Source organism: Caballeronia zhejiangensis, assembly GCF_022879815.1.
Classification (GTDB): domain Bacteria; phylum Pseudomonadota; class Gammaproteobacteria; order Burkholderiales; family Burkholderiaceae; genus Caballeronia; species Caballeronia zhejiangensis.
Window position 1 is genome coordinate 61,708 of record NZ_CP084284.1, and the last position, 21,953, is coordinate 83,660.

Consider the following 21,953-nt stretch of genomic DNA (forward strand, 5'->3'; position numbering starts at 1 on the left):
TGATTCTGTTCGCTACACGGCGTGGGGCCGCTAAGGGGAAACCAAATGAAACCGATGAGAAGAATGCTCGTTTTGGGGGCGATGAGCGCCGCCCTCGCATCGAGCCTGATGGCAAACGCCGCGGATAAGCCGACGATCAAAATCGGTTATGTCGAGGGCTGGGACGATAGCGTGGCGACGTCGAACGTGGCGGCGCGCGTGATCGAGAAGAAGCTGGGTTATCCGGTGCAACTGGTGCCGGTGGCCGCGGGCGTGATGTGGCAGGGCGTGGCGCGCGGCGATCTCGACGCGACGCTGTCGGCGTGGCTGCCGGTCACGCATGGCGCGTACTGGAACAACTTCAAGTCGAAGGTCGTGAATCTCGGTCCGAACTTTCAGGACGCGAAAATCGGCTTGATCGTGCCGGAGAACGTCGACGTCAACAGCTTGAGCGATCTCGAGGCGAAGAAGGCGGAATTCGATTCGCGCATCGTGGGCATCGATGCGGGCGCGGGCGTGATGCAGAAGACGAGCGAAGCGATCAAGGCTTATAACCTCGACTACAAGCTGCTGCCGAGTTCGGGTTCGGCGATGACGGCGGAACTGGCGCGTTCCGAAGCGGCCAATAAGCCGATCATCGTGACGGGCTGGAAGCCGCACTGGATGTTCGCGAAGTACAAGCTCAAGTTCCTCGAGGATCCGAAGAAGGTGTTCGGTGAGTCGGAGCACGTCGATAACGTGATCAATCCGGAGCTGGAGAAGAAGGCGCCGCAGGTGGTGGCATTCCTCAAGAAGTTTCAGTGGAAGCCGGGTGAGATCGATAGCGTGATGCTGGCGACGCAAAATGGAGAGAAGCCGCAGGCGGCGGCGGATGCGTGGATCAGCGCGCATGGGGATCGGGTGGAGTCCTGGACTAAGTAATTTTTTTCGTTGGGTTTTTTGGGTCTTTGGGCGTTTGGGCAAACGCTGAGCGTCGTGGGTTATGCCTGCGGCGCTTTTTTTTGGGGTTTTGCTTTTGGCTTTTGGCTTTTGGCTCTTGGCTTTTGATTTCGCCGGATCCCGTTTTCGTGTCGGTCTATCAGCATTGCCCCTGTGCGGGGCGGCACTCACTTTCTTTGCTGCTGCAAAGAAAGTAAGCAAAGAAAGCAGCTACTGATACGCCCGCGGTCACACGCAATTTGGGTAGTCCTCTCGTCCATCGTGGGCTGCCTAAAGAGTGCCCTCATAGGCCCAACCGGGCTTGGATCGCGCACGGTCTGAACCATCGCACCACACACCAAACGGGTTCAGCACGAAATAGCTCCAGCCCGCTTCGCGGCCGACCGGTCAATCGGGTCTGCGCGTGCTTCTCTACTAACGTCTCCATCTCTCCGCAAGTGCCGCACGTTGGTTTCCCTTGCATACCCGGCGGCAGCGCGTAGCGCTGTGCCGAAGCTCTTTCGTGCTGCACCAGTGTCCTCAGCGTTTTCGGGCGGCAGACCGCGCGCGATCCAAGCCCCGTTAGTCCTTTGAGGGCACTCTTTAGGCGAGTGCCACCTGGAACGAGAGAACTACCCAAATTGCGTGTGACCGCGGGCGGTGACGAGCTGCTTTCTTTGGTTACTTTCTTTGCAGCAGCAAAGAAAGTGACTGCCGCCCCGCACAGGGGCAGTGCTAATAGACCGCCACGAAAACGGGATCCGGCGAAACCCTAGCCAAGCGAATATGGAATCCAGCGAAAACAGCAAAGCAAGCTAACCCGGAGCGCAAAAACCTCAACGCAAAACCACAGTCCGCTCGCCATTAATAAAAACCCGCCGCTCAATAAACGCTTTAACCGCGCGTGCAAGCGCAAGGCACTCCACATCCCGCCCTGTCGCCAACAACCGCTCCGGTCCATAAGAATGATCGACGCGCTCAACTTCCTGCTCGATGATCGGTCCTTCATCGAGATCGTCGGTGACGAAATGCGCGGTCGCGCCAATCAGCTTGACCCCACGCGCATGCGCCTGGTGATAAGGCTTCGCCCCCTTGAACCCAGGCAAGAACGAGTGATGGATATTGATCGCACGCCCCGCCAGCTTGCGGCTCGTCTCGCCTGAAAGAATCTGCATATACCGCGCAAGCACCATCAACTCCGCGCCTGACGTATCGAACAGATCGAGCAAGCGCGCTTCCTGCTGCGGCTTGGTATCGGCGGTAATCGGCAGATGATGGAACGGCAAGCCATGCTGCCCCGCCAGATGCGCCAGATCCGTATGATTCGACCCGATGCCGACGATATCCATCTTCAACTCGCCCATGCGCCAGCGGAACAGCAAATCCGCAAGACAGTGCTCGAGCTTCGACACCATCAGCAGCACCTTCGGCCGCACGGCGAGATCGTGCATCGCCCACGACATCGCAAAGCGCTCGGCGATAGGCTCGAATTCGCGCTTCAGCATCGCGAGATCGAGCGCCTCCTCGGGACGCGCGCCATGAAACACGCAACGCACGAAAAAGCGCTCGGAGAGATCGTCATCGAAGACGGTGAGTTCGTCGATATAGCCGTGATGCCGCTCCAGAAAGCCGACGATCGCGGCGACCTGCCCCGCCGCGCTCGGGCACGAAACGGTAAGCACGAGTTGATCAAAGCGGGAATCGGCTGCCATGCGTGCTCCACATTCGAATGGTTGCAGCGCCGCGAAATGCGGCGAGCGTACGCGCTAGTAGAGCAAACGCGCGCGCCTTCCGGATAGAAGCGAACCGCCGCGCAAATAGTACGAAAGCGTCAGCCGACGACGTCGCATTCGTCCAGCAGCCACTCGCTGAACGCCCGCACCGCCGCCGACGGCTCGCGCGGCGTCACGAGCACGTAGCCCCGATCGGTGACGAGCGGCGCATCGCAGAGCGCGACGAGCTGGCCCGTCGCGATCAGTTCGTCGATGAGCGGCGCCCAGCCGAGCGCGACGCCCTGGCCCATCACCGCGGCGTGCGCGACGAGCGCGTAGCTGTTGAACGTGAAGCCGCCCTGCGTCGGCGGCGCGGCAAGGCCGTGCGCTTCGAACCACGCGCTCCATGAAAGCCAGCGCTCGGGCAGCGTCGGTTCGAGATGCAAGAGCGGCAGCCCGGATAGATCGGCGGGCGATACGGGCGCGCTTTTTCCCGCGATCAGCGCCGGGCTGCACACCGGCATCACGCGTTCGGCGAAGAGCTTCACGGCGCTCTGACCGCTCCATTCGGCATGCGTGTCGCCGAAGACGATGACCACATCGGCATGATCGCCCGATGCGCTCGGCAAGCTCTGCGACGTGATGATCTTCACGTCGACATCGGGCATCAGCGCCTTGAATTGCGGCAGGCGCGGCATCAGCCAGTATGTGGCGAAGCCGAAATCCGTCGACAGCGTGAGCGTGCGTTGCGCGTGACGCGAGCGGATGTCCGACGTCGCCGCGCGAATCACGTCGAGTCCCCGACGCACCGCATCGAAAAGACGCGTGCCGTCGTCCGTGAGCGTGACCCCGCGATGCCCGCGCTCGAACAGCGCCGCCCCGAGCGATTCCTCCAACTGCACGACGCGCTGGCTCACCGCGGGCTGCGTCGAGCCGAGTTCGCGCGCGGCAGCCGTGAAGCTCGCGTGCCGCGCGGCGGATTCGAACATCAGTAACGCCTGCATCGGTGGCAGGCGGTCCGGCCGCGGCATAACTCCCCCTTATGAACGCATAACGTTTTGCTGTCTTCACAGCCGCGATTTGAACGGCAATAGTGACACCCAACGCTCAATCAACGATTCTATTCGAGGCACGCAGTCATGCTTGAGACGAAACAAAATATCCTTGTACTGATGGCCGATCAGCTCACGCCCTTCGCACTCGCCGCATACGGCAATCGCGTGACGAAGACGCCGCGCATCGATGCGCTCGCGCGCGAAGGCGTCGTGTTCGAATCCGCGTATTGCGCGAGTCCGCTGTGCGCGCCTTCGCGTTTTTCGCTTCTCGCGGGCAAGCTGCCTTCGAACATCGGCGCATTCGACAATGCCGCCGAATTCCCGTCCGAAACGCTGACCTTCGCGCACTATCTGCGCGCCGAAGGCTATCGCACGATTCTCTCCGGCAAGATGCATTTCTGCGGCGCGGATCAGTTGCACGGCTTCGAGGAACGTCTCACGACCGATATCTATCCCGCCGATTTCGGCTGGACGCCCGACTGGCAGAACGCCGATGCGCGCCCGACGTGGTATCACAACATGAGCTCCGTGATAGACGCGGGCCCATGCGTGCGTACCAATCAACTCGACTTCGACGACGAAGTGACCTTCACCACGCGTCAAAAGCTCTTCGACATCGCGCGCGAGCGCAACGCGGGCAAGGACGCGCGTCCGTTCATGATGGTCGCATCGCTCACGCATCCGCACGATCCGTATGCGATTCCGCGCAAGTACTGGGACGCGTATCGCGATGAAGACATCGACATGCCTTCGTATCGCGATTCGCTCGATGCCTGCGATCCGCATTCGAAGCGCCTGCGCCATGTGTACGAAGCGGATCGCACGCCGCCGACGGACCGGCAAATCCGCAATGCGCGGCGCGCGTACTACGGCGCGGTGTCGTATGTCGATGACCAGTTCGCATCGATCCTCGAAGCGCTCGACGAGGCCGGTCTCGCCGACGATACGATCATCGTCGTCACGTCGGATCACGGGGAGATGCTCGGCGAGCGCGGCCTCTGGTACAAGATGACGTTCTTCGAAGGCGGCTGCCGCGTGCCGCTCATCGTGCACGCGCCGAAGCGGTTTGGCGCGCATCGCGTGAAGGATTCGGTCTCGCATCTCGATGTGCTGCCGACGCTCGTCGAATTCGCGCGCGGACAAGCGCCGCAAGCGTGGCCCGACAGCATCGACGGTCAAAGCCTCGTGCCGCACTTGCGCGAGACCGGCGGGCACGACGAAGCCATCGGCGAATATCTCGCGGAAGGCGCGATTGCGCCCATCGTGATGATCCGGCGCGGGCGCTTCAAGTTCATTCATTCGAGCGTGGATCCGGATCAGCTTTACGATGTAGAAGCCGATCCGTTCGAGCGCGAGAATCTCGCAAGCGATGAGCGTCACGCCGCGCGCGTGGCCGAATTCCGCGCGGAGATCGCGCGCCGCTGGAATCTCGATGCGCTGCATCGGGATGTGCTGAAGAGTCAGCGCCGCCGCCATTTCCATTTCGCGGCGACGACGCAGGGCACGATTCAGTCATGGGACTGGCAGCCTCACGTCGATGCGAGCCAGCGCTACATGCGCAATCACATCGATCTGGACGATCTCGAAGCGATGGCGCGTTTCCCCGCCGTCGAGCACTGACGCATCGATCGCATCCCCACAACACACGACAGGAATGCACCATGAAAAAGGGCTTCATCCACGCGCTCTTCGCCGCCGCGCTGGCTTGCGTGGCTTCGCATGCGTTTGCCGCCGAGCCGCAGTCCTGCACGCAGGTCCGCATGGCGGGGCCGGGCTGGACCGATATCGACGCGACCAATGCGATGAGCGGCATCGTGCTCAAGGCGCTCGGCTATCGGCAGAACGTCGCGAACCTGTCGGTGCCGATCACGTATCAGGGCATGAAGAAAGGGCAGATCGACGTGTTTCTCGGCAACTGGATGCCCGCGCAGGCGCCGCTCGTGAAGCCGTTCTTCGAAGAGAAATCGATCGACGTCGTGCGCCCGAATCTCTCCAATGCGAAGTTCACGCTCGCGGTGCCGGACTATGTGGCGGCGGCGGGCGTGCATTCGTTCGCGGACCTCGCGAAGAACGCCGACAAGTTCGATAACCGCATCTACGGCATCGAACCGGGCGCGCCGGCGAATCAGAACATCAAGCGCATGGTCGATGACAAGGCCTTCGGTCTCGGCGACTGGAAGCTGGTCGAATCGAGCGAAACCGCGATGCTCACGCAAGTGGAGCGGGCGGTGCGCGACAAGAAGTGGATCGTGTTTCTCGCGTGGGAGCCGCATCTGATGAACACGAAGTTCAAGCTCGCCTATCTCGATGGCGGCGACAAATACTTCGGCCCCAACTATGGCGGCGCGACGGTGAACACCGTGGCGCGCAGCGGCTACGAGCAGCAATGCCCCAACGTGAGCAGGCTGTTCAAACAGATGGCGTTCAACGTCGATCTGGAGAACGGCGTCATCACGGATGTGCTGGAGAAGAAAACGAATGTCGATGCAGCGGCCACGGATGCGCTGAAGCGTCATCCGGAGCTGCTGAAATCGTGGCTGGACGGCGTGACCACGGCGAGCGGCGGAAACGGCCTGGAAGCCGTTCAGACCGCGCTCGGCGTGAAGTGAGGGATCAGCCGAGCTGAATGCTCGCGCGTTCCTGTGCGGCCATCACGACGGCGCGCATCGGCGTCTGGATCGCCATGAAGTGGAGCATCAGGCTGTCCGCCTGGTGCAAGTACCACGGCGTATTGATGCTCAGGCAGTCGAGGCCGTGTTCAAGCTTCCAGCCGAGACGGTCCGTCAGCAGATTCGCGATGATGGTCTGATCGCCGCCGTTCGCATAGGTGCTCGATTTGTCGGGCGCGGCGCTGACATGCTCGTGGATTTCGTCGACGAACGCCAGGACCGCGGGCTTGCGGCGAAAGCCGAGCACGCCGGCATTGATGATCCACGGCCCGATATCGTGCGCCGCGAGAATGTCGCGCCCGTCCAGCAGCGGATCGATCGGCTTGCGCTGATCGAAGAAGAGGATGTCGGCATCGACCCAGATCGCCCAGTCGTGATGCGGCAGATGCTTGCGCAGGAACCACGGCTTGAGCCAGGTGCCGGTCGCGCCGGGCACGCCTTCGGCGGGCGTCTGCCGATAGACGTAAAGCGTATAGCCGTGGCGCTCGCAATAGCGCCGCATGTTCTGCTCGGCGATCGCGCCGTACGCACGCACGTTGGGCGTGTAGTACGTGATGAAGGCGATGGACTTGCCGGGGTTATAGACGCTGAACTCTTCATGCGGCGTTTCGCTTTGCGCCGGAAGCTGGAACAGCGGCACGCCCTTCTGCTGACAGTCGTTGATGTGTTCGGCGAGCGCGTTGCGAAAGCTCGCCGGGATGAAACCGTAGATCGCTTCCTCGCCGAGCACGATGGTCCAGAGGTTGGGGTACTGCGTCCAGATGGGATCGTAGCGCGGACCGCAGTGCATCGTAGCCATGATGCCGCCGCGTTCACCGTGCGGCTCGATGTAGTCGAGCCCTGCAAGCATCGCGATTTCGTTTTGCGGCGCTTTGCCGATCTTGCATTCCCCGATGCACCACACGATGAGGTTGCGCACCTCGACCGTATTACGCCAGATCTGCACGGCCGTCTGACGTCCGTCGTCGTTGCCGGAAACCGCCATGAGCGCGTGCTGCCTGCCTTCTGCGATGGGCTCGACCGGGAGCATGTTGAGCACGATGCAGTCTTCGCTCATGCAGACGAGCAGCGCCATCTCGGGCATCCGGCGCAAGTGATGCAGGATCGCTTCGTACTTGAGCAACAAACGCTGGGACGGGCACGGCATGCCCGCCATCGAAATGCTCGCGTGCTCGTAGCCCATGCGGGCGGCGTAGTGCTTGTGATTGGTCAGGACTTCGGGTGCGTCGGTCTGATGGATGCTCAGGCAGCGGGTAGTCATGTCGTTCGAATCCGAAACAAGGCTTGAGTAATGCGGGTTTTTTACAGATTCCGAAGTATGCGAGCCGAGCCCTGCCGCGCATATCGGGCATGTCCGAAAACGAATTCGTTCTATTGACGCGAAACACGATGTTGCAGTAGTCGCAACTAGACAGATTTGCGTCGCACCGGGTCGAGCCGGCGCATATATGGACCTTTATTTTTACGACGTCGACGCGATGCTTCATCGCCTATTCCAACGCAATACACATCGAGACGAGCAAAGGACCAGCACATGAGAAAAAGACATGCCGCAAGGATCGCAGGCCTCGCGTTCGCAGCGGGCGCGGCGAACATGCCGATGACGGCGCACGCGCAAAGCAGCGTGACGCTCTACGGTATTCTCGATGCGGGCGTCACCTGGGTCAGCAACACGGGCGGCTCGCATGTCGTGAAGTTCGACGACGGCATCTCCTATGGCAACCGCATCGGATTTCGCGGCACCGAAGATCTCGGCGGCGGATTGCAGGCGGTCTTCGTGCTCGAATCGGGCTTTCATCTCGGCAATGGCCAGCTCGGCTTCGGCGGCGCGCAATTCGGACGGCAAGCCTACGTAGGCCTCAAGAACCAGTGGGGCACCGTCTCGCTCGGCAATCAGCTCGATATGACCGAAGAGTTCGTCTACCTCTACAACATCTCGGCGTGGGCGAGCGGCTACGCCATTCACCAGGGCGACTTCGACCGCATGAACGGCGACCGTCTGCCGAACTCGATCAAGTTCCTGTCGAACGACATCGGCGGCTTCACCTTCGGCGGCATGTATTCGTTCGGCAATCAGGCGGGCGACTTCCATCGCAACAGCGCGTGGAGCGTCGGCGCGCACTATGCGGCGAACACCTTCAACGTCGGCGCGGCCTATACGCAACTCAACAATCCGAACGGCATCTACGCGTTCGATCCGTACGCGATGATCGGCGCGCGCACCTTCCTCGGCCAGCCGACGGTATCGGTCGATCCGGCGACGGGGGCCGTCACCGATCTCTATAGCTCGACCTCGTTTCCCGTCGACAAGCAAGGCGCGTTCGCCGTGGGCGCGGCATGGACCATCGGCAACCTGATGTTATCGGGCAACTTCACCTACACGACGATCAAGGGCCTCGGCCAGACCTCGCACATGCAGGTGTACGAAGGCGGCGCGTCATACAGCTTCAGGCCGGACCTGAATCTCTACGGCGGCTATCAGCACACGCGCTTCGAAGGCAATCACTGGAATCAGGGCTCGCTCGGGCTGCACTATCTGCTTTCGAAACGTACCGACGTGTATATCTCGGGCGACTATCTGCGCGCGTCCGGCCCCATCGATGCAGTCATCGGCTACAGCTTCACGCCGTCGTCGTCGAATACGCAGGCCGACGTGCGCGTAGGCATGCGTCACTCGTTCTAAGCCGCCGCGAGCCGCGCGGACGGGACGGCGCGCAATGCGCTTCGATCCTGCCGCGGGCTCGTCTGAAAGCGCGCGCGATACGTGCGCGAAAAATGCGACGGCGATTCGAAGCCGCACGCGACGCACACCGCGAGAATCGACATGTCGGTCTGGTGAAGCAGCTCGCGCGCACGCACGAGACGCAGGCCGAGATAGAAGTGCGTCGGCGTGTCCTTCAGCGATGCACAGAAGAGCCGCTCCAGCTGACGCCGCGTCACGCCGATGGATTCGGCGAGCGCATCGGGCGACAGCGGCTCTTCCATATGCTGCTCCATCAGCTCGATCACCTGAATCAGCTTGCGATTGTGGATGCCGTAACGCGCGGCGATCTGCATCCGCTGATGATCCGAGCGCTGCCGGATGCGCCCGAGCACGAACTGCTCCGACACTTGCGCCGCCAACTCCGCGCCGTGTTCGCGCGCGATCACGTCGAGCATCAGATCGATCGATGCCGTGCCGCCCGCGCATGTGATGCGCCGCGTGTCGATCTCGAACAGCTCCTGACTCGTCGCGATCGCCGGATAACGCTCGGTGAATGCAGCGGCCGCTTCCCAGTGCAGCGTCGCGCGCGTGCCCGCGAGCAGCCCGGCTTCCGCGAGGATGAAGCTGCCGGTGTCGATGCCGCCGAGCGTCGCGCCCGCGCGATCGAGGCGCCGCAGCCAGTCGCCGATCGCGCGCGTGTAGCGCGAGAGCGGCTCGAATCCCGACACGACGAACACGGTGCGCGCGTCGTTGACCTGATCGAACGCGCTTTCGGCGTTGAGCGTGATGCCGTTGCTCGCGGCGACCGGACCGCCGTCCAAGCTGAGAATGTGCCAGCGATACAGATCGCCCGCGAAGCGATTGGCGACGCGCAGCGGCTCGATCGCGGACATGAATCCGATCGACGAGAACTCGGGCAGCAGCAGGAAATGGAAATCGTGGGGCGCGGACATCGGATCGATTGGCAAGGCTCGTCGATGAGAGAAGCCGTCCACCCTAGCGCGCGCAAAAAACGCGCGCAATCCGGCTTGCCCCGAAGGGCGGCCGGATTGCACTGCTCGAAGATGCGGTTCAGGCGCTCGCGAGCGCGTTCGTGAGCGTCGCGGCGACCGTGCTCAGGTGCGGCTCCACCACGAGATCGGTGTGCCTGCCGAGGACCGGCATCACGCGCACGCCGTGCTTCGCGACGCGTTGCCAGACCGGCAGCGGATCGCTGCGCGAGTCGTCGAGCATCGTCGCGCGCACGTAGACGATCGGGCCGCCGTCATAACGTCGCGGCTTGTAGGTCGCCATCGCGGCGCTCATCGATTCGCGCACGCGCCGCAGCACAGGCGGAAGATCGGCGACGTCGTCGGATTGCCGGTGCGTCGTCGGCCTGCCCATGCGCCCGCGCACGCGGTTGGTCATCGCCGCCGCCTTGCCGCGCACGAAGCCGAGGCGCGCGCCGGCGTTGAGCGAGCGCAACTCGCGCAGACGTTCGACGAGCACGCCCGCCTGATACCGCGTCCACAGCGTGAAGGGCAGACAATGTGTGTGAATGTACGTGTCGAGCAGGCAGAGCATCTCGATCTTCTCGCCCGCCGCGACGAGCTGTTGCGCGATCTCGAACGCGACCAGCCCGCCGAACGAATAGCCGACGAGCGCATAAGGACCGCTCGGCTGCACTTCGCGGATGCGCAGCACGTAGCCGCGCGCCATCTCTTCGACGCTGTGCTGCGGCGCTTCATCGCCGTCGAGGCCGAGCGCCTGCAGGCCGTACACGGGCCGCTCGTTCTGCACCATGCCCGCGAGCGTCAGGCACTCCATCACCGAGCCGGTGATGCTGTGCACCATGAAGATCGGCCGGCCGACGCCCGCACGCATTTGCACGAGCGTCGAGTCCGCGGTGCGCGCGCCGGGTTCGGATGCGAGGACGGCGGCGAGGCGCGCGACGGTCGGCGCGACGATCATCGTCGATAGCGGCAATGCACGGCCGGTCGCGCGCTGCACGTCGGCGAGCATCCGCGCGGCGAGCAGCGAGTGGCCGCCGAGCTCGAAGAAGTTGTCGTCGCGGCCGATCGGCGAGAAGCTGAAATGCTGTTCCCAGAGCGCGCACAGATACGCCTCGATGGATCCGATCGAATCGCCCGGCGCGGGCAGATCGCGCTTCACGCGCGTAAGCGACGGATGCTCGCGAATCTGATCGAGACACTCGGGATTGGCGAGCGACGACACGTTGCGCGCGGGCAGGCCGTTGACGGCATCGCGCGCGGCCGCTTCCGACGGCTTGTTGTTGTGCGTGACGGGCAAGCCGTCGACCTGCACGATCACATCGGGCACGAGCGCGGCGGAGCCTTGTCGCGTGAGATCGCGGCGCACGCGCGCGGCGAGCGCCGCATTCAGTTGCGCACCCGGCCGCAGCACGAGCAAGAGCACGATGCGCTGGCCCGCATCGCCCGCGTTCGCGCCGGTCTGGGCGACGACCATCGCATGACGGATCTCGTGAATCTCGCTCAGGATGCGATAGATTTCGCCCGGACTCACGTTGATGCCGCGCACATTGAGCACGCCGTCGCTGCGGCCGTGCAGACGCGCCGAGCCTTGCGGCGAGAACTCGATGACGTCGCCGTGCGTCCACACGCCTTCGTTCGCCGCGAAATACGCCTTGTGAAAGCGCGAGCCGTCGTCGTCGCCGAAGAAGCCGAGCGGTCGCGACGGAAACGGATTCGTGCAGACGAGCTCGCCCGGCATGATCGTGCTCGCGCCCTGATCGAACGCCTGCACGTCGAGGCCGAGGCTCCGGCATTGTGCTTCGCCCGCATAGACGGGCAGATTCGGGTTGCCGAGCACGAAGCAGCCGATGATGTCCGTGCCGCCTGAAATCGATTGCAACTGCAACTGCTTGACGTGCTGGTACACCCATTCGAACTGCGAGTCGTAGAGCACGGCGCCGGTGGACATCATCGCGCGTAGTGCCGAGAGATCGAACTGTCCGGCCGGCTCGATGCCCGCATCCTCGCTCATCTTCAGATAGGCGGGACTCGTCCCGAAGACCGTCACGCGCTCGTTCGCGACGAGACGCCAGAGCGTGTCGACGGCGGCGACGGGACCATCGTAAGTGACGATCTCCACGCCCGACGCGAGCACCGACATCTGCCAGTTCCACATCATCCACGAGCAGCTCGTGTGGAAAAAGAGCTTGTCGCCGGGACCGAAATCGCTGTGCAGGCGATGCTCCTTCACGTGTTCGAGCAGCGTGCCGCCCGCGCCGTGCACGATGCATTTCGGCTTGCCGGTCGTGCCCGACGAAAACATGATGAAGAGCGGATGGTTGAACGGGAAGCGCTTCCAGTCGAAACGCATCGCGTCGCCGCGCGCGATCAGCGAGCGCAACTCGTGCTGACGCTGCGTCACCGTGCTGGGCAGTTCGGTATCTTCGAGACAGACGATGTCCGTGAGCGTCGGCAGTTGCGCGGCCACCGCCGCGACGTGGCCCGAAAGCGAGCCGCCGGTGTCGAACGGACGCTGCATCGTGTGCGCGAACATGAACTTCGGATCGAGCGGGGCGAAGCGGTCGAGAATCGCCTGCACGCCGTTTTCCGGCGCGGCTGTCGAAAGCGTTGCGCCGAGCGCGGTCACGGCGAGCGCGGCGGTGATCGCGTCGCAGTCGTTGCGCATGATCGCCACCACGCGATCGCCTTCCTTCAGGCCGAGCTCGGAGAGCGTCTGCGCGAGGCGCACGACGCGCTCGCGCAACTCGCCGCGCGTATAGCTTATGCGGCGTCCGTCGGCGAAGCAGGAGGTGATCGCGGGAGCGTCGTCGGGCGCGATGCGTTTGCCGAGCAGATTTTCTGCGTAATTCAGTTCGATGTTGGGAAAGAACCGTGCCGTTTCGCATTGGTTGCCGATGCAGACCGGTTCATCGGATCCCGACCATTCGAGCCCGCGCGCCGATTCGAGAAAGCATTTCCAGAATTGGCGATATTCGCGCACTGAGTAAGCATGCAATTCCGAATAATCGGCGAAGCGCTCGCCGGTTGCCTTTTCGAAGGCCTGCGTGAAGGCCGTCATGCGCGATGCGGATATCTGTTCGGCGGAAGGCAGGTAAAGCGGTTCGCGCGCGTAGAGCCGCGCGCTCTCTCGGATGGCGTCTTGACGGTCCATTATCCAGGCACCTTGGTTTTGGGCGACGTGTGTCGAACGGCTATGTAATCGGCGAGCTTCGCGGCTAACTCCATCGCATTTCCTGAAGCCGCGTCACTGCCGAGACAAGCTATCTCTTTCCCGCACATTACCCGGCCGGAAGTCGGCGCTATGTGCGACCAACCACAGAGACCGTGGCGTTTCGGCAAAGATTGATCTTGCGCAACGGCGACGGCCATGCTTCGGATACCGAACAGCGGAAAAACTACTGAATTCGCGACGTTTTTTCATTCCAATGCGTGTTTACGCCATGGTGCGAAGTTTTCGAATATGAGCAGGAAGTCATGATTTCAATTTGCTTTCAATCTTGCCGAGACGCGGATGCGAAGGCGCGTGCGCGAAGCGGCAAGCGACGCAGGTCGCAAGCAGTCAACTCGCGGTCGCACGCGGGCGTTCGGGCGCTTTTATGCGGCGGTACTTTGTATGCACGCCGGCATTCGAACTGGCGCATCGGTTCAACCCTCAACGGAAGCCTCGCAATGAGACAACGCCTGATTCCAACACTGTTTTTCGCCGGCGCGTGCGCGGCGTTCGCCGTCGCTCAGAGTGCGCGCGCGGAGGACGCGAGTTGCCGCACGGTGCGCTTCGTCGATATCGGCTGGACCGATATCACGTCGACGACGGCGCTTGCGTCGGTCGTCTTCGAGGGGCTCGGTTATGCGCCGCGGACGACGGTCGCCTCGGTGCCGATTTCGCTCGCGGGGCTGAAGAGCAAGCAGATCGACGTGTCGCTTGGCTACTGGTGGCCGGTGCAGCAGAAGGCGGTCGAGCCGTTTCTGGAGGCGAAGAGCATCGAGAAGCTGGAGCCGCCGAATCTGTCGGGCGCGAAGGCGACGCTCGCCGTGCCGAGCTATGCGTATGACGCGGGCATCAAGACGTTCGCGGATATCGCGAAGCATCGCGACGAACTGGGCGGCACGATATACGGCATCGAGCCTGGCAGCAGTGCGAACGCGAAGATTCAGAAGATGATCGACACGAATCAGTTCGGGTTGGGCGGGTTCAAGCTCGTGCAGTCGAGCGAGGCGGGGATGCTGGTGACGGTCGAGCGGGCGATCCGCGAGAAGAAGCCGGTGGTGTTTCTTGGCTGGGAGCCGCATCCGATGAACATCCAGATGAAGATCAATTACCTCTCCGGCGGGGATGACGTGTTCGGGCCGAACTACGGAGAAGCGCGCGTTTATACGCTGACGAATACGGATTTTCTGACGCGTTGTCCCAATGCGGGGAAGTTCGTTTCCAATTTGCGCTTTACGACGGATCTCGAGAATCGGCTCATGCAGCCGGTGATGAACAAGGAGCGGCCTCAGGAGGCGGCCAAGGCCTATCTCAAGCAGAACCCCCAGGTGCTGGATGCCTGGCTCGCAGGCGTGAAGACTCTTGATGGTAAGGATGGGCTGCCGGCGGTTCGGCAATACCTTGGGCTTTGAGGTTTTTCTTGTTGTTGTTGCCGGGTCTCGTTGTTGTTGCCGGATCCCGTTATCGCGTCGGTCTATTAGCGTTGCCCCTGTGCGGGGCGGCAGTCACTTTCTTTGCTGCTGCAAAGAAAGTAACCAAAGAAAGCAGCTTTTCAGGCCCGCGGTCACACGCAATTTGGGTAGTCCTCTCGTCACAGGCGGCACTCGCCTAAAGAGTGCCCTCAAACACCTAATCGGGCTTGGATCGCGCACGGTCTGCCGCCCGAAAACGCTGAGGACACTGGTTCGGCACGAAATGGCTCCGGCACAGCGCTACGCGCTGCCGCCCGGTATGCAAGGGAAACCAACGTGCGGCAAGTGCAGCGAGATTGAGACGTTAGTAGCGAAGCACGCGCGGACCCGATTGACCGGTCGGCCGCGAAGCGGGCCGGAGCTATTTGGTGCTGAACCAGTTTGGTGTGTGGTGCGACGAGGCAGACCGTGCGCGAGCCAAGCCCGATTAGGTGTTTGAGGGCACTCTTTAGGCAGCCCACGAACGACGAGAGGACTACCCAAATTGCGTGTGACCGCGGGCGTATCGGAAGCTGCTTTCTTTGCTTACTTTCTTTGCAGCAGCAAAGAAAGTGAGTGCCGCCCCGCACAGGGGCAGTGCTAATAGACCGACGCGAAATCAGGACTTAACGAAAGCCGAAGAAAAAATACAGGAACCCTAAAGGACATCGAAAATGAACTACGAAGTGATAGTGACCTGCGCTGTAACCGGCGCTGGCGACACGACCGGCAAGCACCCTTCCATCCCAGTCACGCCGAAGCAAATAGCCGAAGCAGCGATAGAAGCGGCCCGCGCGGGCGCCACCGTCGCCCACTGCCACGTTCGCGACCCGAAGACAGGAAGAGGCAGCCGCGACCCCGCGCTATACCGCGAAGTGGTAGACCGCATCCGCTCATCGGACACGGACGTGATCATCAACCTCACCGCAGGCATGGGCGGCGACCTCGAGATCGGCGCCGGCGAAGACCCGATGCGCTTCGGCAAAGGCACCGACCTCGTCGGCGGCCTCACGCGCCTCGCGCACGTCGAAGAACTGCTGCCCGAAATCTGCACGCTCGACTGCGGCACGCTCAATTTCGGCGACGGCGACTACATCTACGTATCGACGCCCGCGCAACTGCGCGCCGGCGCCAAACGCATCCAGGAACTCGGCGTGAAGCCCGAACTGGAAATTTTCGACACGGGCCATCTGTGGTTCGCCAATCAACTTCTGAAAGAAGGCCTGCTCGACAACCCGCCGCTCTTTCAACTGTGCATGGGTATTCCGTGGGGCGCACCGCCCGACACCGGCACGATGAAAGCCATGGTCGATAACCTCCCGCCCGGCGCGCATTGGGCCGGCTTCGGCATCGGCCGCATGCAGATGCCGATGGTCGCGCAAGCGATGCTCCTCGGCGGACACGTGCGCGTCGGTCTCGAAGACAACCTGTGGCTCGATCGCGGCGTGCACGCGACCAACGGCGCGCTCGTCCAGCGCGCGGTGGAAATCATCGAGCGGCTCGGCGCACGCGCGCTCACGCCCGCGGAAGGCCGCAAGAAGCTCGGCCTCCCGGCGCGCGGCGAACGCCTGCTGGAAAAACGCATCGCGGAACAATTCGCCTGAACCGACAAGGACACGAAGACATGCAAGTCAAGCAATTCGCCGCGCTCGGCGCGGGTGTGATCGGCAGCGGCTGGGTGGCGCGCGCCCTCGGAGCAGGACTCGACGTCACCGCGTGGGATCCCGCGCCCGGCGCCGAAGCGCAACTGCGCGCGAACGTCGCGAACGCGTGGCCGGCGCTCGAGCGCGTCGGACTGGCACCGGGCGCGTCGCAACAACGATTGCGCTTCGTCGATACCGTCGAGGAATGCGTCGCCCATGCCGACTTTATCCAGGAAAGCGCGCCCGAACGCGAGGAACTCAAGCTCGCGCTGCACGAACGCGCGAGCCGCGCGGCGAAGCCCGATGCGATCATCGCGTCGTCGACGTCCGGCCTTCTGCCGACCGACTTCTACGCGCGCGCCGTGAATCCGCAGCGCTGCGTCGTCGGGCATCCGTTCAATCCGGTGTATCTGCTGCCGCTCGTCGAAGTGCTCGGCGGCGAAGCGACATCCGGCGAAGCGATCGATGCCGCGATGCGCTTCTACGCGTCCATCGGCATGCGGCCCTTGCGCGTGAGGAAGGAAGTGCCCGGCTTCATCGCGGACCGGCTGCTCGAAGCGCTCTGGCGCGAGGCGCTGCATCTCGTCAACGACGGCGTCGCGACAACCGGCGAAATCGACGACGCCATCCGCTACGGCGCGGGCATCCGCTGGTCGTTCATGGGCACGTTCCTGACCTACACGCTGGCGGGCGGCGAAGCGGGCATGCGACACTTCATGCAGCAGTTCGGCCCCGCGCTCGAATTGCCGTGGACGAAACTCGTCGCGCCGACACTGACCGACGAACTCATCGACCGCGTCGTCGACGGTACGTCGAATCAGACGAACGGACGCGGCATCAAGGAACTGGAGCGTTATCGCGACGACTGCATCGCCAGCGTGATCGAGGCGATCGCGCAGGCGAAAGCGCGTCACGGGATCGAAGACTAACGGAACCGCAAGGCACCACGATGACCTATCGCGACACCGTCAAACCCGAATGGGTCGACTACAACGGCCATCTGCGCGACGCGTTCTACATGCTGATCTACAGCCTCGCGACCGATGCCTTCATGGACCGCATCGGTCTCGACGACGCGGGCCGCCGCGCACGCCAGCGCACGCTCTACACGCTCGAAGCGCATGTCACGTATCTGCGCGAGATCAAGGAGGGCGCGCCGGTGCGCGTCGAGTGGCGCGTGATCGCGCATGACAAAAAGCGCGTGCATCTCTATATGGAGATGTTCGAAGGCGACACGACGGAGGCCGTTTGCGCGTGCGAGCAGATGCTGATGCACATCGATTCGAGCGGCGCGCCGAAATCCGCATCGTTCGATGATGACATCGCCGCGCGCATCGCCGCCGAACCTGCGGTCGCGCCGAAGGACGCGCGTTACGCGGGCCGCGTGATCGGCTTGCCGGCGCGCGCTTCGTCAGCGGCCGCGCCGGCCTGAGCGCGCCACGTCCGCAGCAAGAGCGCGTTCGTGACGACGCTCACGCTCGAAAACGCCATCGCCGCGCCCGCGAACATCGGATCGAGCAGGCCGAACGCCGCGAGCGGAATGCCGATCAGGTTGTAGACGAACGCCCAGAACAGATTCTGCTGAATCTTGCGATACGTGCGCCGCGAAATATCGATCGCGTCCGCGACGAGCGCCGGATCGCCGCGCATCAGCGTGATGCCGGCCGCCTCGATCGCGACGTCGGTGCCGCTCGCCATCGCGATGCCGATATCGGCGGCGGCGAGCGCGGGCGCATCGTTGATGCCGTCGCCGGCCATCGCCACGATGCCTTCGTTCGACGCCTTGAGCTGCGCGACGACGCGCGCCTTGTCGTCGGGCAAGGTCTGCGCGAACACGCGTTCCGGCGCGATACCCAACGCGCGCGCGACGGCTTGCGCGCTGCCTTCGTTGTCGCCGGTGACGAGCGCGCTCTTCACGCGCATGCGCGCAAGACGTTCGATTGCATCGCGCGCGGTCGGCTTGACGGTATCGCCGAACGCGAGCAGCGCGAGGACTTCTCCGTCGAGATCGATCAGCCACGAGATCGTGTTCCCTTGCGCTTCGAGTTCGCGAGCGCGCGCGGCGAGCGTCGGCGGCACGTCAAAACCCAGTTCCGCGACCCAGCGCGCACTGCCGATCGCGATGCGCCGCGCGCCGACGTTCGCCTCCACGCCCCGTCCGGCGACCGCGCGCGCCGCGCTCGCCTCGAAGCGCGGTGCGTGGCTCGCGGCGGCGGCGACGGCCTTCGCCAGCGGATGCTCGCTCATGCGCTGCACGGCGGCGGCGAGTCCGAGCGCTGCGCTCCGATCCTGCCCCGGCGCGGCATCGAACGCGACGAGGCCCGGCTTGCCGACCGTCAGCGTGCCGGTCTTGTCGAATGCGACGATCTTGATCGCGTGCGCCTGTTCGAGCGCCTGCGCGTCCTTGATGAGAATGCCCTGACGCGCCGCGACGCCGGTCCCGGCCATGATCGCGGTCGGCGTCGCGAGGCCGAGCGCGCACGGGCACGCGATCACGAGCACCGCGACCGCGTTCAGCAGCGCCGTTTCTGCATCGGCGCCGTGCAGCAGCCAGCCGATGAGCGTGACGAGCGCGATCGCGAGAATTGCCGGCACGAACACCGCCGATACGCGATCGACGAGCCGCTGGATCGGCGCCTTCTCCGCCTGCGCCGATTCGACCAGCCGGATGATGCGCGCGAGCGTCGTTTCCGCGCCGATCGCCGTGGTTTCGATCGCGATCACGCCTTCGCCGTTGATCGAGCCGCCGGTCGTGCGCGCGCCGGGTTCCTTCGCGACCGGCAGGCTTTCGCCGGTAATCAGCGATTCGTCGATGTGCGTGCGGCCCTCGCGCACGATGCCGTCCACCGGCACGCGCTCGCCCGGCCGCACGATGGCGATATCGCCGATACGCACGTGAGCGAGCGGCACTTCGCGTTCGCGCGCCGGATCGTCGCGGTCGCGCACGCGGGCCTTGTCGGGACGCAGCGCGTTGAGCGCGCGGATCGCGTCGGCGGTCTGGCGCTTGGCGCGCGCTTCCAGCCATTTGCCGAAGCGCACCAGCGTAATGACGACCGCCGACGCCTCGAAGAACAGATGCTCCGTCATGCCGCCGTGCGCGAACATCTGCCAGACGGACAAGCCCCACGCCGCCGACGTGCCGAGCGCGACCAGCAGATCCATGTTGCCCGCGAACGCCCGCATCGCGCGATAGCCGCCCGCATAGAAACGCGCGCCGAAGCCGAACTGCACGACGCTCGCGAGCGCGAGTTGCAGCCACGGGTCGAGCGTGAGGCCGAACATCGGCGCGAGCAGCGGCACGGTGAGCACGGCGGACGCGAGCACGGCCGCGAGCTCGCGATCGAATCCGGAGGAAACGGCGAGCTCCGGCGCGGCGTCGGGCAGGATCGGCGCGGCCTCGTAGCCGGCTTTGGCGACGGCGGCGACGAGCTGATCGTCGGTGACGGCGGCGCTCGCGTGCACGGTCGCCTTCTCGGTCGCGAGATTGACCGCGACGCTTTCGACGCCCGGCACGCGTTTAAGCACTTTCTCGACGCGCGCGACGCACGACGCGCACGTCATCCCGCTGACGGACAACTCCGCGGTCCGCGGATGGTCGGATGCTGCTGTGGACATATCGAAACGCTCCGTTCTGGCCGGGATCGCGAAGATCCCACATAAGGAACAGTATCGACCTTCCAATGACTGGAAGGTCAAGGCCTGAATGAAGCGCGTCGTGCAATGTCGAGTCCCGCCGCGCGGGAGCGCGAAATGCTACGAGAAGACCGTATTCGAAGGACGAAAAGCGCGCCATTCAGTGCTTTTGACCGGCATCTGGTGCATTCTTCGGCATGCCGCAGCGCTTTTGCTGACTTAATCTTGCCTATCGTCAGCGGATAAGTTAAAACCCGAATTTCGAGATAATGCTCGTGGCGCGCCGCGCGGGGAGTGGCAGCGGCGCCGATACGCTTCCGGGCGTGCCGCGCATCGCTCCTACGAAGATGCGTGCGAGAACCCAAATCGAAAGAAGAACTGGATTTCCATTCGAATGAAGAACAAGCGACGCTGGACGTTTCCGCTCAACACCGCAATCTGGATGAGCGTGAGTCTCGCCGGCACGGCGGTCCTTTCGGGCTGTGCGACCAAGCAGCCCGAAGTCAAGGCGACCAGCACGGGCTGGGTGAAGAATCAGGTCGCCGATGCCTATACCTTCGGCTTTCCGCTCGTCGCGTCGGATATCGCGCGCGAACGCGCCAGCGGCCGCGCCGGGCAGCCCGGCCAGACGCCGCTCAACACCTTCCGTCACGCGAACGCGCTGCCGCCCGCCGGCGCGCCGGGCTGGGCGAGCGTCGACACGCTCGAATCGTCGGCATGGCTCGATGTGTCCGCCGATCCGGTGATCGTCACGCTGCCCGCCGCGCCGCGCGGCCGCTATCTCGACGCCCGCGCGTTCGATGCGTGGACCAACGCGCTCTATTCCAGCGCCGACACGACGCCCTATCCGAAGATGCAGCTCATCGCGTTCGTGCCCGCTGGCTGGACCGGCACGCTGCCCGCGAACGCGACGCGCGTCGAAACGCGCACACGTTACGTGTGGCTTTCGGTGCGCGTGCGCGTGAACGGCGCGCGCGACGTGCGCGAAGCGCGCAAGCTGCAGACCGCGATGCGAATCGACACGCTGACGCCCGCGAAAGGCTCCGCCGCCGATCCGACGCCGGTCGTCTCCGGCGCGTGGCCCGCGAACGGCGCGAAGCAACCCGCAGTGCCGCCGCTGCCATCCGCGCTGGCGACGATCGCGCCGGGCGCGCAGGCCGAAGCGCTCGATGCGAACGCGTTCTTCGCGCGCCTCGCCCGCTCGCTCGACGACAATCCCGCCGCCACCGACGACAGTCACGCGATCAGCCAGCTCGCCGATCTCGGCGTGAAGCCGGGCGAGCCGGTGCAGTTCAAGAAGACCGACGCACCGCTGCTCGATTCCGGTCTCGCCGATGCACGCGAGCGGCTCGAGACGACGCCGCCCAACGCGATCACGAAGAACGGTTGGACCTGGTTCGGCGATGGCGTCGGCGTCTACGGTACGGATTACACGTTGCGCGCCTATCTTGCGCGCCGGCAGACCGCGACGAGCACGAAGGAAGGCGAAGTGAAGCCGGTGACGCACGTGGACAGCGAAGGCCACGCACTCGACGGCGCGAACGCGTACACGCTGCACTTCGAGCCCGAGCAACTGCCGCCGGTGCGCGGCTTCTGGACCCTGACCGCCTACACGAAGGACGGGGCGCTCTCGGATGCGAAACTGCCGCGGCTCTCGCTTTCCGATCGCGACCGGCTGAAGAAGAATCGCGATGGCTCCATCGACGTGATCGTGTCGGCGAAGTCGCCGGGCCGCGCGCAGACAGCGAATTGGCTGCCCGCGCCCGAAGGCCAGTTCCAGCTCACGATGCGTCTTTATGCGCCCAAGCCGCAGGCGAGCGACGGCTCGTGGGCGCCGCCGTCAGTCGAACGGCAGTGATTCCGCTGCGCGCAAACAGTTGAATCGAACATGAAGGCCGCGATTTTTTCGCGGCCTTCATGTGTTTGACGCACGCTTTGGCGAACGTTTGCGGGTCGCATCGTCGTATACTCGAACATCATCTTTCCGGG

The 21,953-nt window shown here is 63.8% G+C and carries 15 protein-coding genes; 9 read left to right on the forward strand and 6 right to left on the reverse strand.

The annotated features are described in order from the left end of the window. The first annotated feature begins 63 nt into the window (after positions 1–63). Positions 64–900: a glycine betaine ABC transporter substrate-binding protein gene (locus LDZ23_RS14830; RefSeq protein ID WP_409014143.1), complete on the forward strand. Its 837-nt coding sequence runs from the start codon at positions 64–66 to the stop codon at positions 898–900. An 833-nt stretch (positions 901–1,733) separates the two neighbouring features. Here the strand turns inward: LDZ23_RS14830 and purU are convergent. Together purU and LDZ23_RS14840 are read right to left on the reverse strand one after the other, a co-directional pair. Continuing rightward, positions 1,734–2,609, reverse strand: a complete 876-nt coding sequence (gene purU / locus LDZ23_RS14835) for a formyltetrahydrofolate deformylase (protein WP_008354143.1) — start codon at positions 2,607–2,609, stop codon at positions 1,734–1,736. Between the two features lie 119 nt (positions 2,610–2,728). Continuing rightward, positions 2,729–3,640 carry a choline sulfate utilization transcriptional regulator gene (locus LDZ23_RS14840; RefSeq protein WP_033536963.1) on the reverse strand — a complete coding sequence of 304 codons (912 nt, stop codon included), beginning with the start codon at positions 3,638–3,640 and terminating at the stop codon, positions 2,729–2,731. Between the two features lie 108 nt (positions 3,641–3,748). On the opposite strand from LDZ23_RS14840, the gene betC reads away from it, so the two are divergent. Together betC and LDZ23_RS14850 are read left to right on the forward strand one after the other, a co-directional pair. After that, the gene (gene betC, locus LDZ23_RS14845) at positions 3,749–5,284 is read left to right on the forward strand and encodes a choline-sulfatase (protein ID WP_008354141.1); all 1,536 of its coding nucleotides are present in this window, start codon (positions 3,749–3,751) and stop codon (positions 5,282–5,284) included. Between the two features lie 41 nt (positions 5,285–5,325). After that, positions 5,326–6,273: a choline ABC transporter substrate-binding protein gene (locus LDZ23_RS14850; protein ID WP_008354139.1), complete on the forward strand. Its 948-nt coding sequence runs from the start codon at positions 5,326–5,328 to the stop codon at positions 6,271–6,273. Positions 6,274–6,277: 4 nt separating this feature from the next. Here LDZ23_RS14850 and LDZ23_RS14855 read toward each other — a convergent pair whose 3' ends face one another. Continuing rightward, positions 6,278–7,594: a glycosyltransferase family protein gene (locus LDZ23_RS14855; protein ID WP_008354138.1), complete on the reverse strand. Its 1,317-nt coding sequence runs from the start codon at positions 7,592–7,594 to the stop codon at positions 6,278–6,280. 273 nt (positions 7,595–7,867) lie between these two features. On the opposite strand from LDZ23_RS14855, the gene LDZ23_RS14860 reads away from it, so the two are divergent. Further along, a complete protein-coding gene (locus LDZ23_RS14860; RefSeq protein WP_008354137.1) occupies positions 7,868–9,016 on the forward strand; it encodes a porin in 1,149 nt (382 codons plus the stop codon). Here the strand turns inward: LDZ23_RS14860 and LDZ23_RS14865 are convergent. Both LDZ23_RS14865 and LDZ23_RS14870 read right to left on the reverse strand, forming a co-directional pair. After that, positions 9,013–9,990 (reverse strand): GlxA family transcriptional regulator, encoded by a 978-nt coding sequence (locus tag LDZ23_RS14865; protein ID WP_008354136.1) that lies wholly within the window; start codon positions 9,988–9,990, stop codon positions 9,013–9,015. The genes LDZ23_RS14860 and LDZ23_RS14865 overlap by 4 nt on opposite strands. 118 nt (positions 9,991–10,108) lie before the next feature. Continuing rightward, a complete protein-coding gene (locus LDZ23_RS14870; protein WP_008354135.1) occupies positions 10,109–13,180 on the reverse strand; it encodes an acetoacetate--CoA ligase in 3,072 nt (1,023 codons plus the stop codon). A 518-nt stretch (positions 13,181–13,698) separates the two neighbouring features. Here LDZ23_RS14870 and LDZ23_RS14875 point away from each other — a divergent pair. The 4 genes from LDZ23_RS14875 to LDZ23_RS14890 all read left to right on the forward strand — a co-directional run bounded on the left by LDZ23_RS14875 (position 13,699) and on the right by LDZ23_RS14890 (position 17,763). Then, positions 13,699–14,649 carry a choline ABC transporter substrate-binding protein gene (locus LDZ23_RS14875; RefSeq protein WP_008354134.1) on the forward strand — a complete coding sequence of 317 codons (951 nt, stop codon included), beginning with the start codon at positions 13,699–13,701 and terminating at the stop codon, positions 14,647–14,649. A gap of 713 nt (positions 14,650–15,362) precedes the next feature. Continuing rightward, the gene (gene cdhC, locus LDZ23_RS14880) at positions 15,363–16,292 is read left to right on the forward strand and encodes a 3-dehydrocarnitine:acetyl-CoA trimethylamine transferase CdhC (protein ID WP_008354133.1); all 930 of its coding nucleotides are present in this window, start codon (positions 15,363–15,365) and stop codon (positions 16,290–16,292) included. A gap of 20 nt (positions 16,293–16,312) precedes the next feature. Continuing rightward, on the forward strand, positions 16,313–17,260 hold the full coding sequence (locus tag LDZ23_RS14885) for an L-carnitine dehydrogenase (protein WP_008354131.1): 948 nt from the start codon (positions 16,313–16,315) through the stop codon (positions 17,258–17,260). A gap of 20 nt (positions 17,261–17,280) precedes the next feature. Then, positions 17,281–17,763 (forward strand): thioesterase family protein, encoded by a 483-nt coding sequence (locus LDZ23_RS14890; protein WP_008354130.1) that lies wholly within the window; start codon positions 17,281–17,283, stop codon positions 17,761–17,763. Here the strand turns inward: LDZ23_RS14890 and LDZ23_RS14895 are convergent. Continuing rightward, a complete protein-coding gene (locus LDZ23_RS14895) occupies positions 17,703–19,946 on the reverse strand; it encodes a heavy metal translocating P-type ATPase (protein ID WP_081851877.1) in 2,244 nt (747 codons plus the stop codon). The genes LDZ23_RS14890 and LDZ23_RS14895 overlap by 61 nt on opposite strands. Before the next feature lie 412 nt (positions 19,947–20,358). On the opposite strand from LDZ23_RS14895, the gene LDZ23_RS14900 reads away from it, so the two are divergent. Then, entirely contained in the window at positions 20,359–21,822 is a 1,464-nt protein-coding gene (locus tag LDZ23_RS14900) for a DUF1254 domain-containing protein (protein WP_008354128.1), read from the forward strand. The last annotated feature ends 131 nt before the right edge of the window (positions 21,823–21,953 follow it).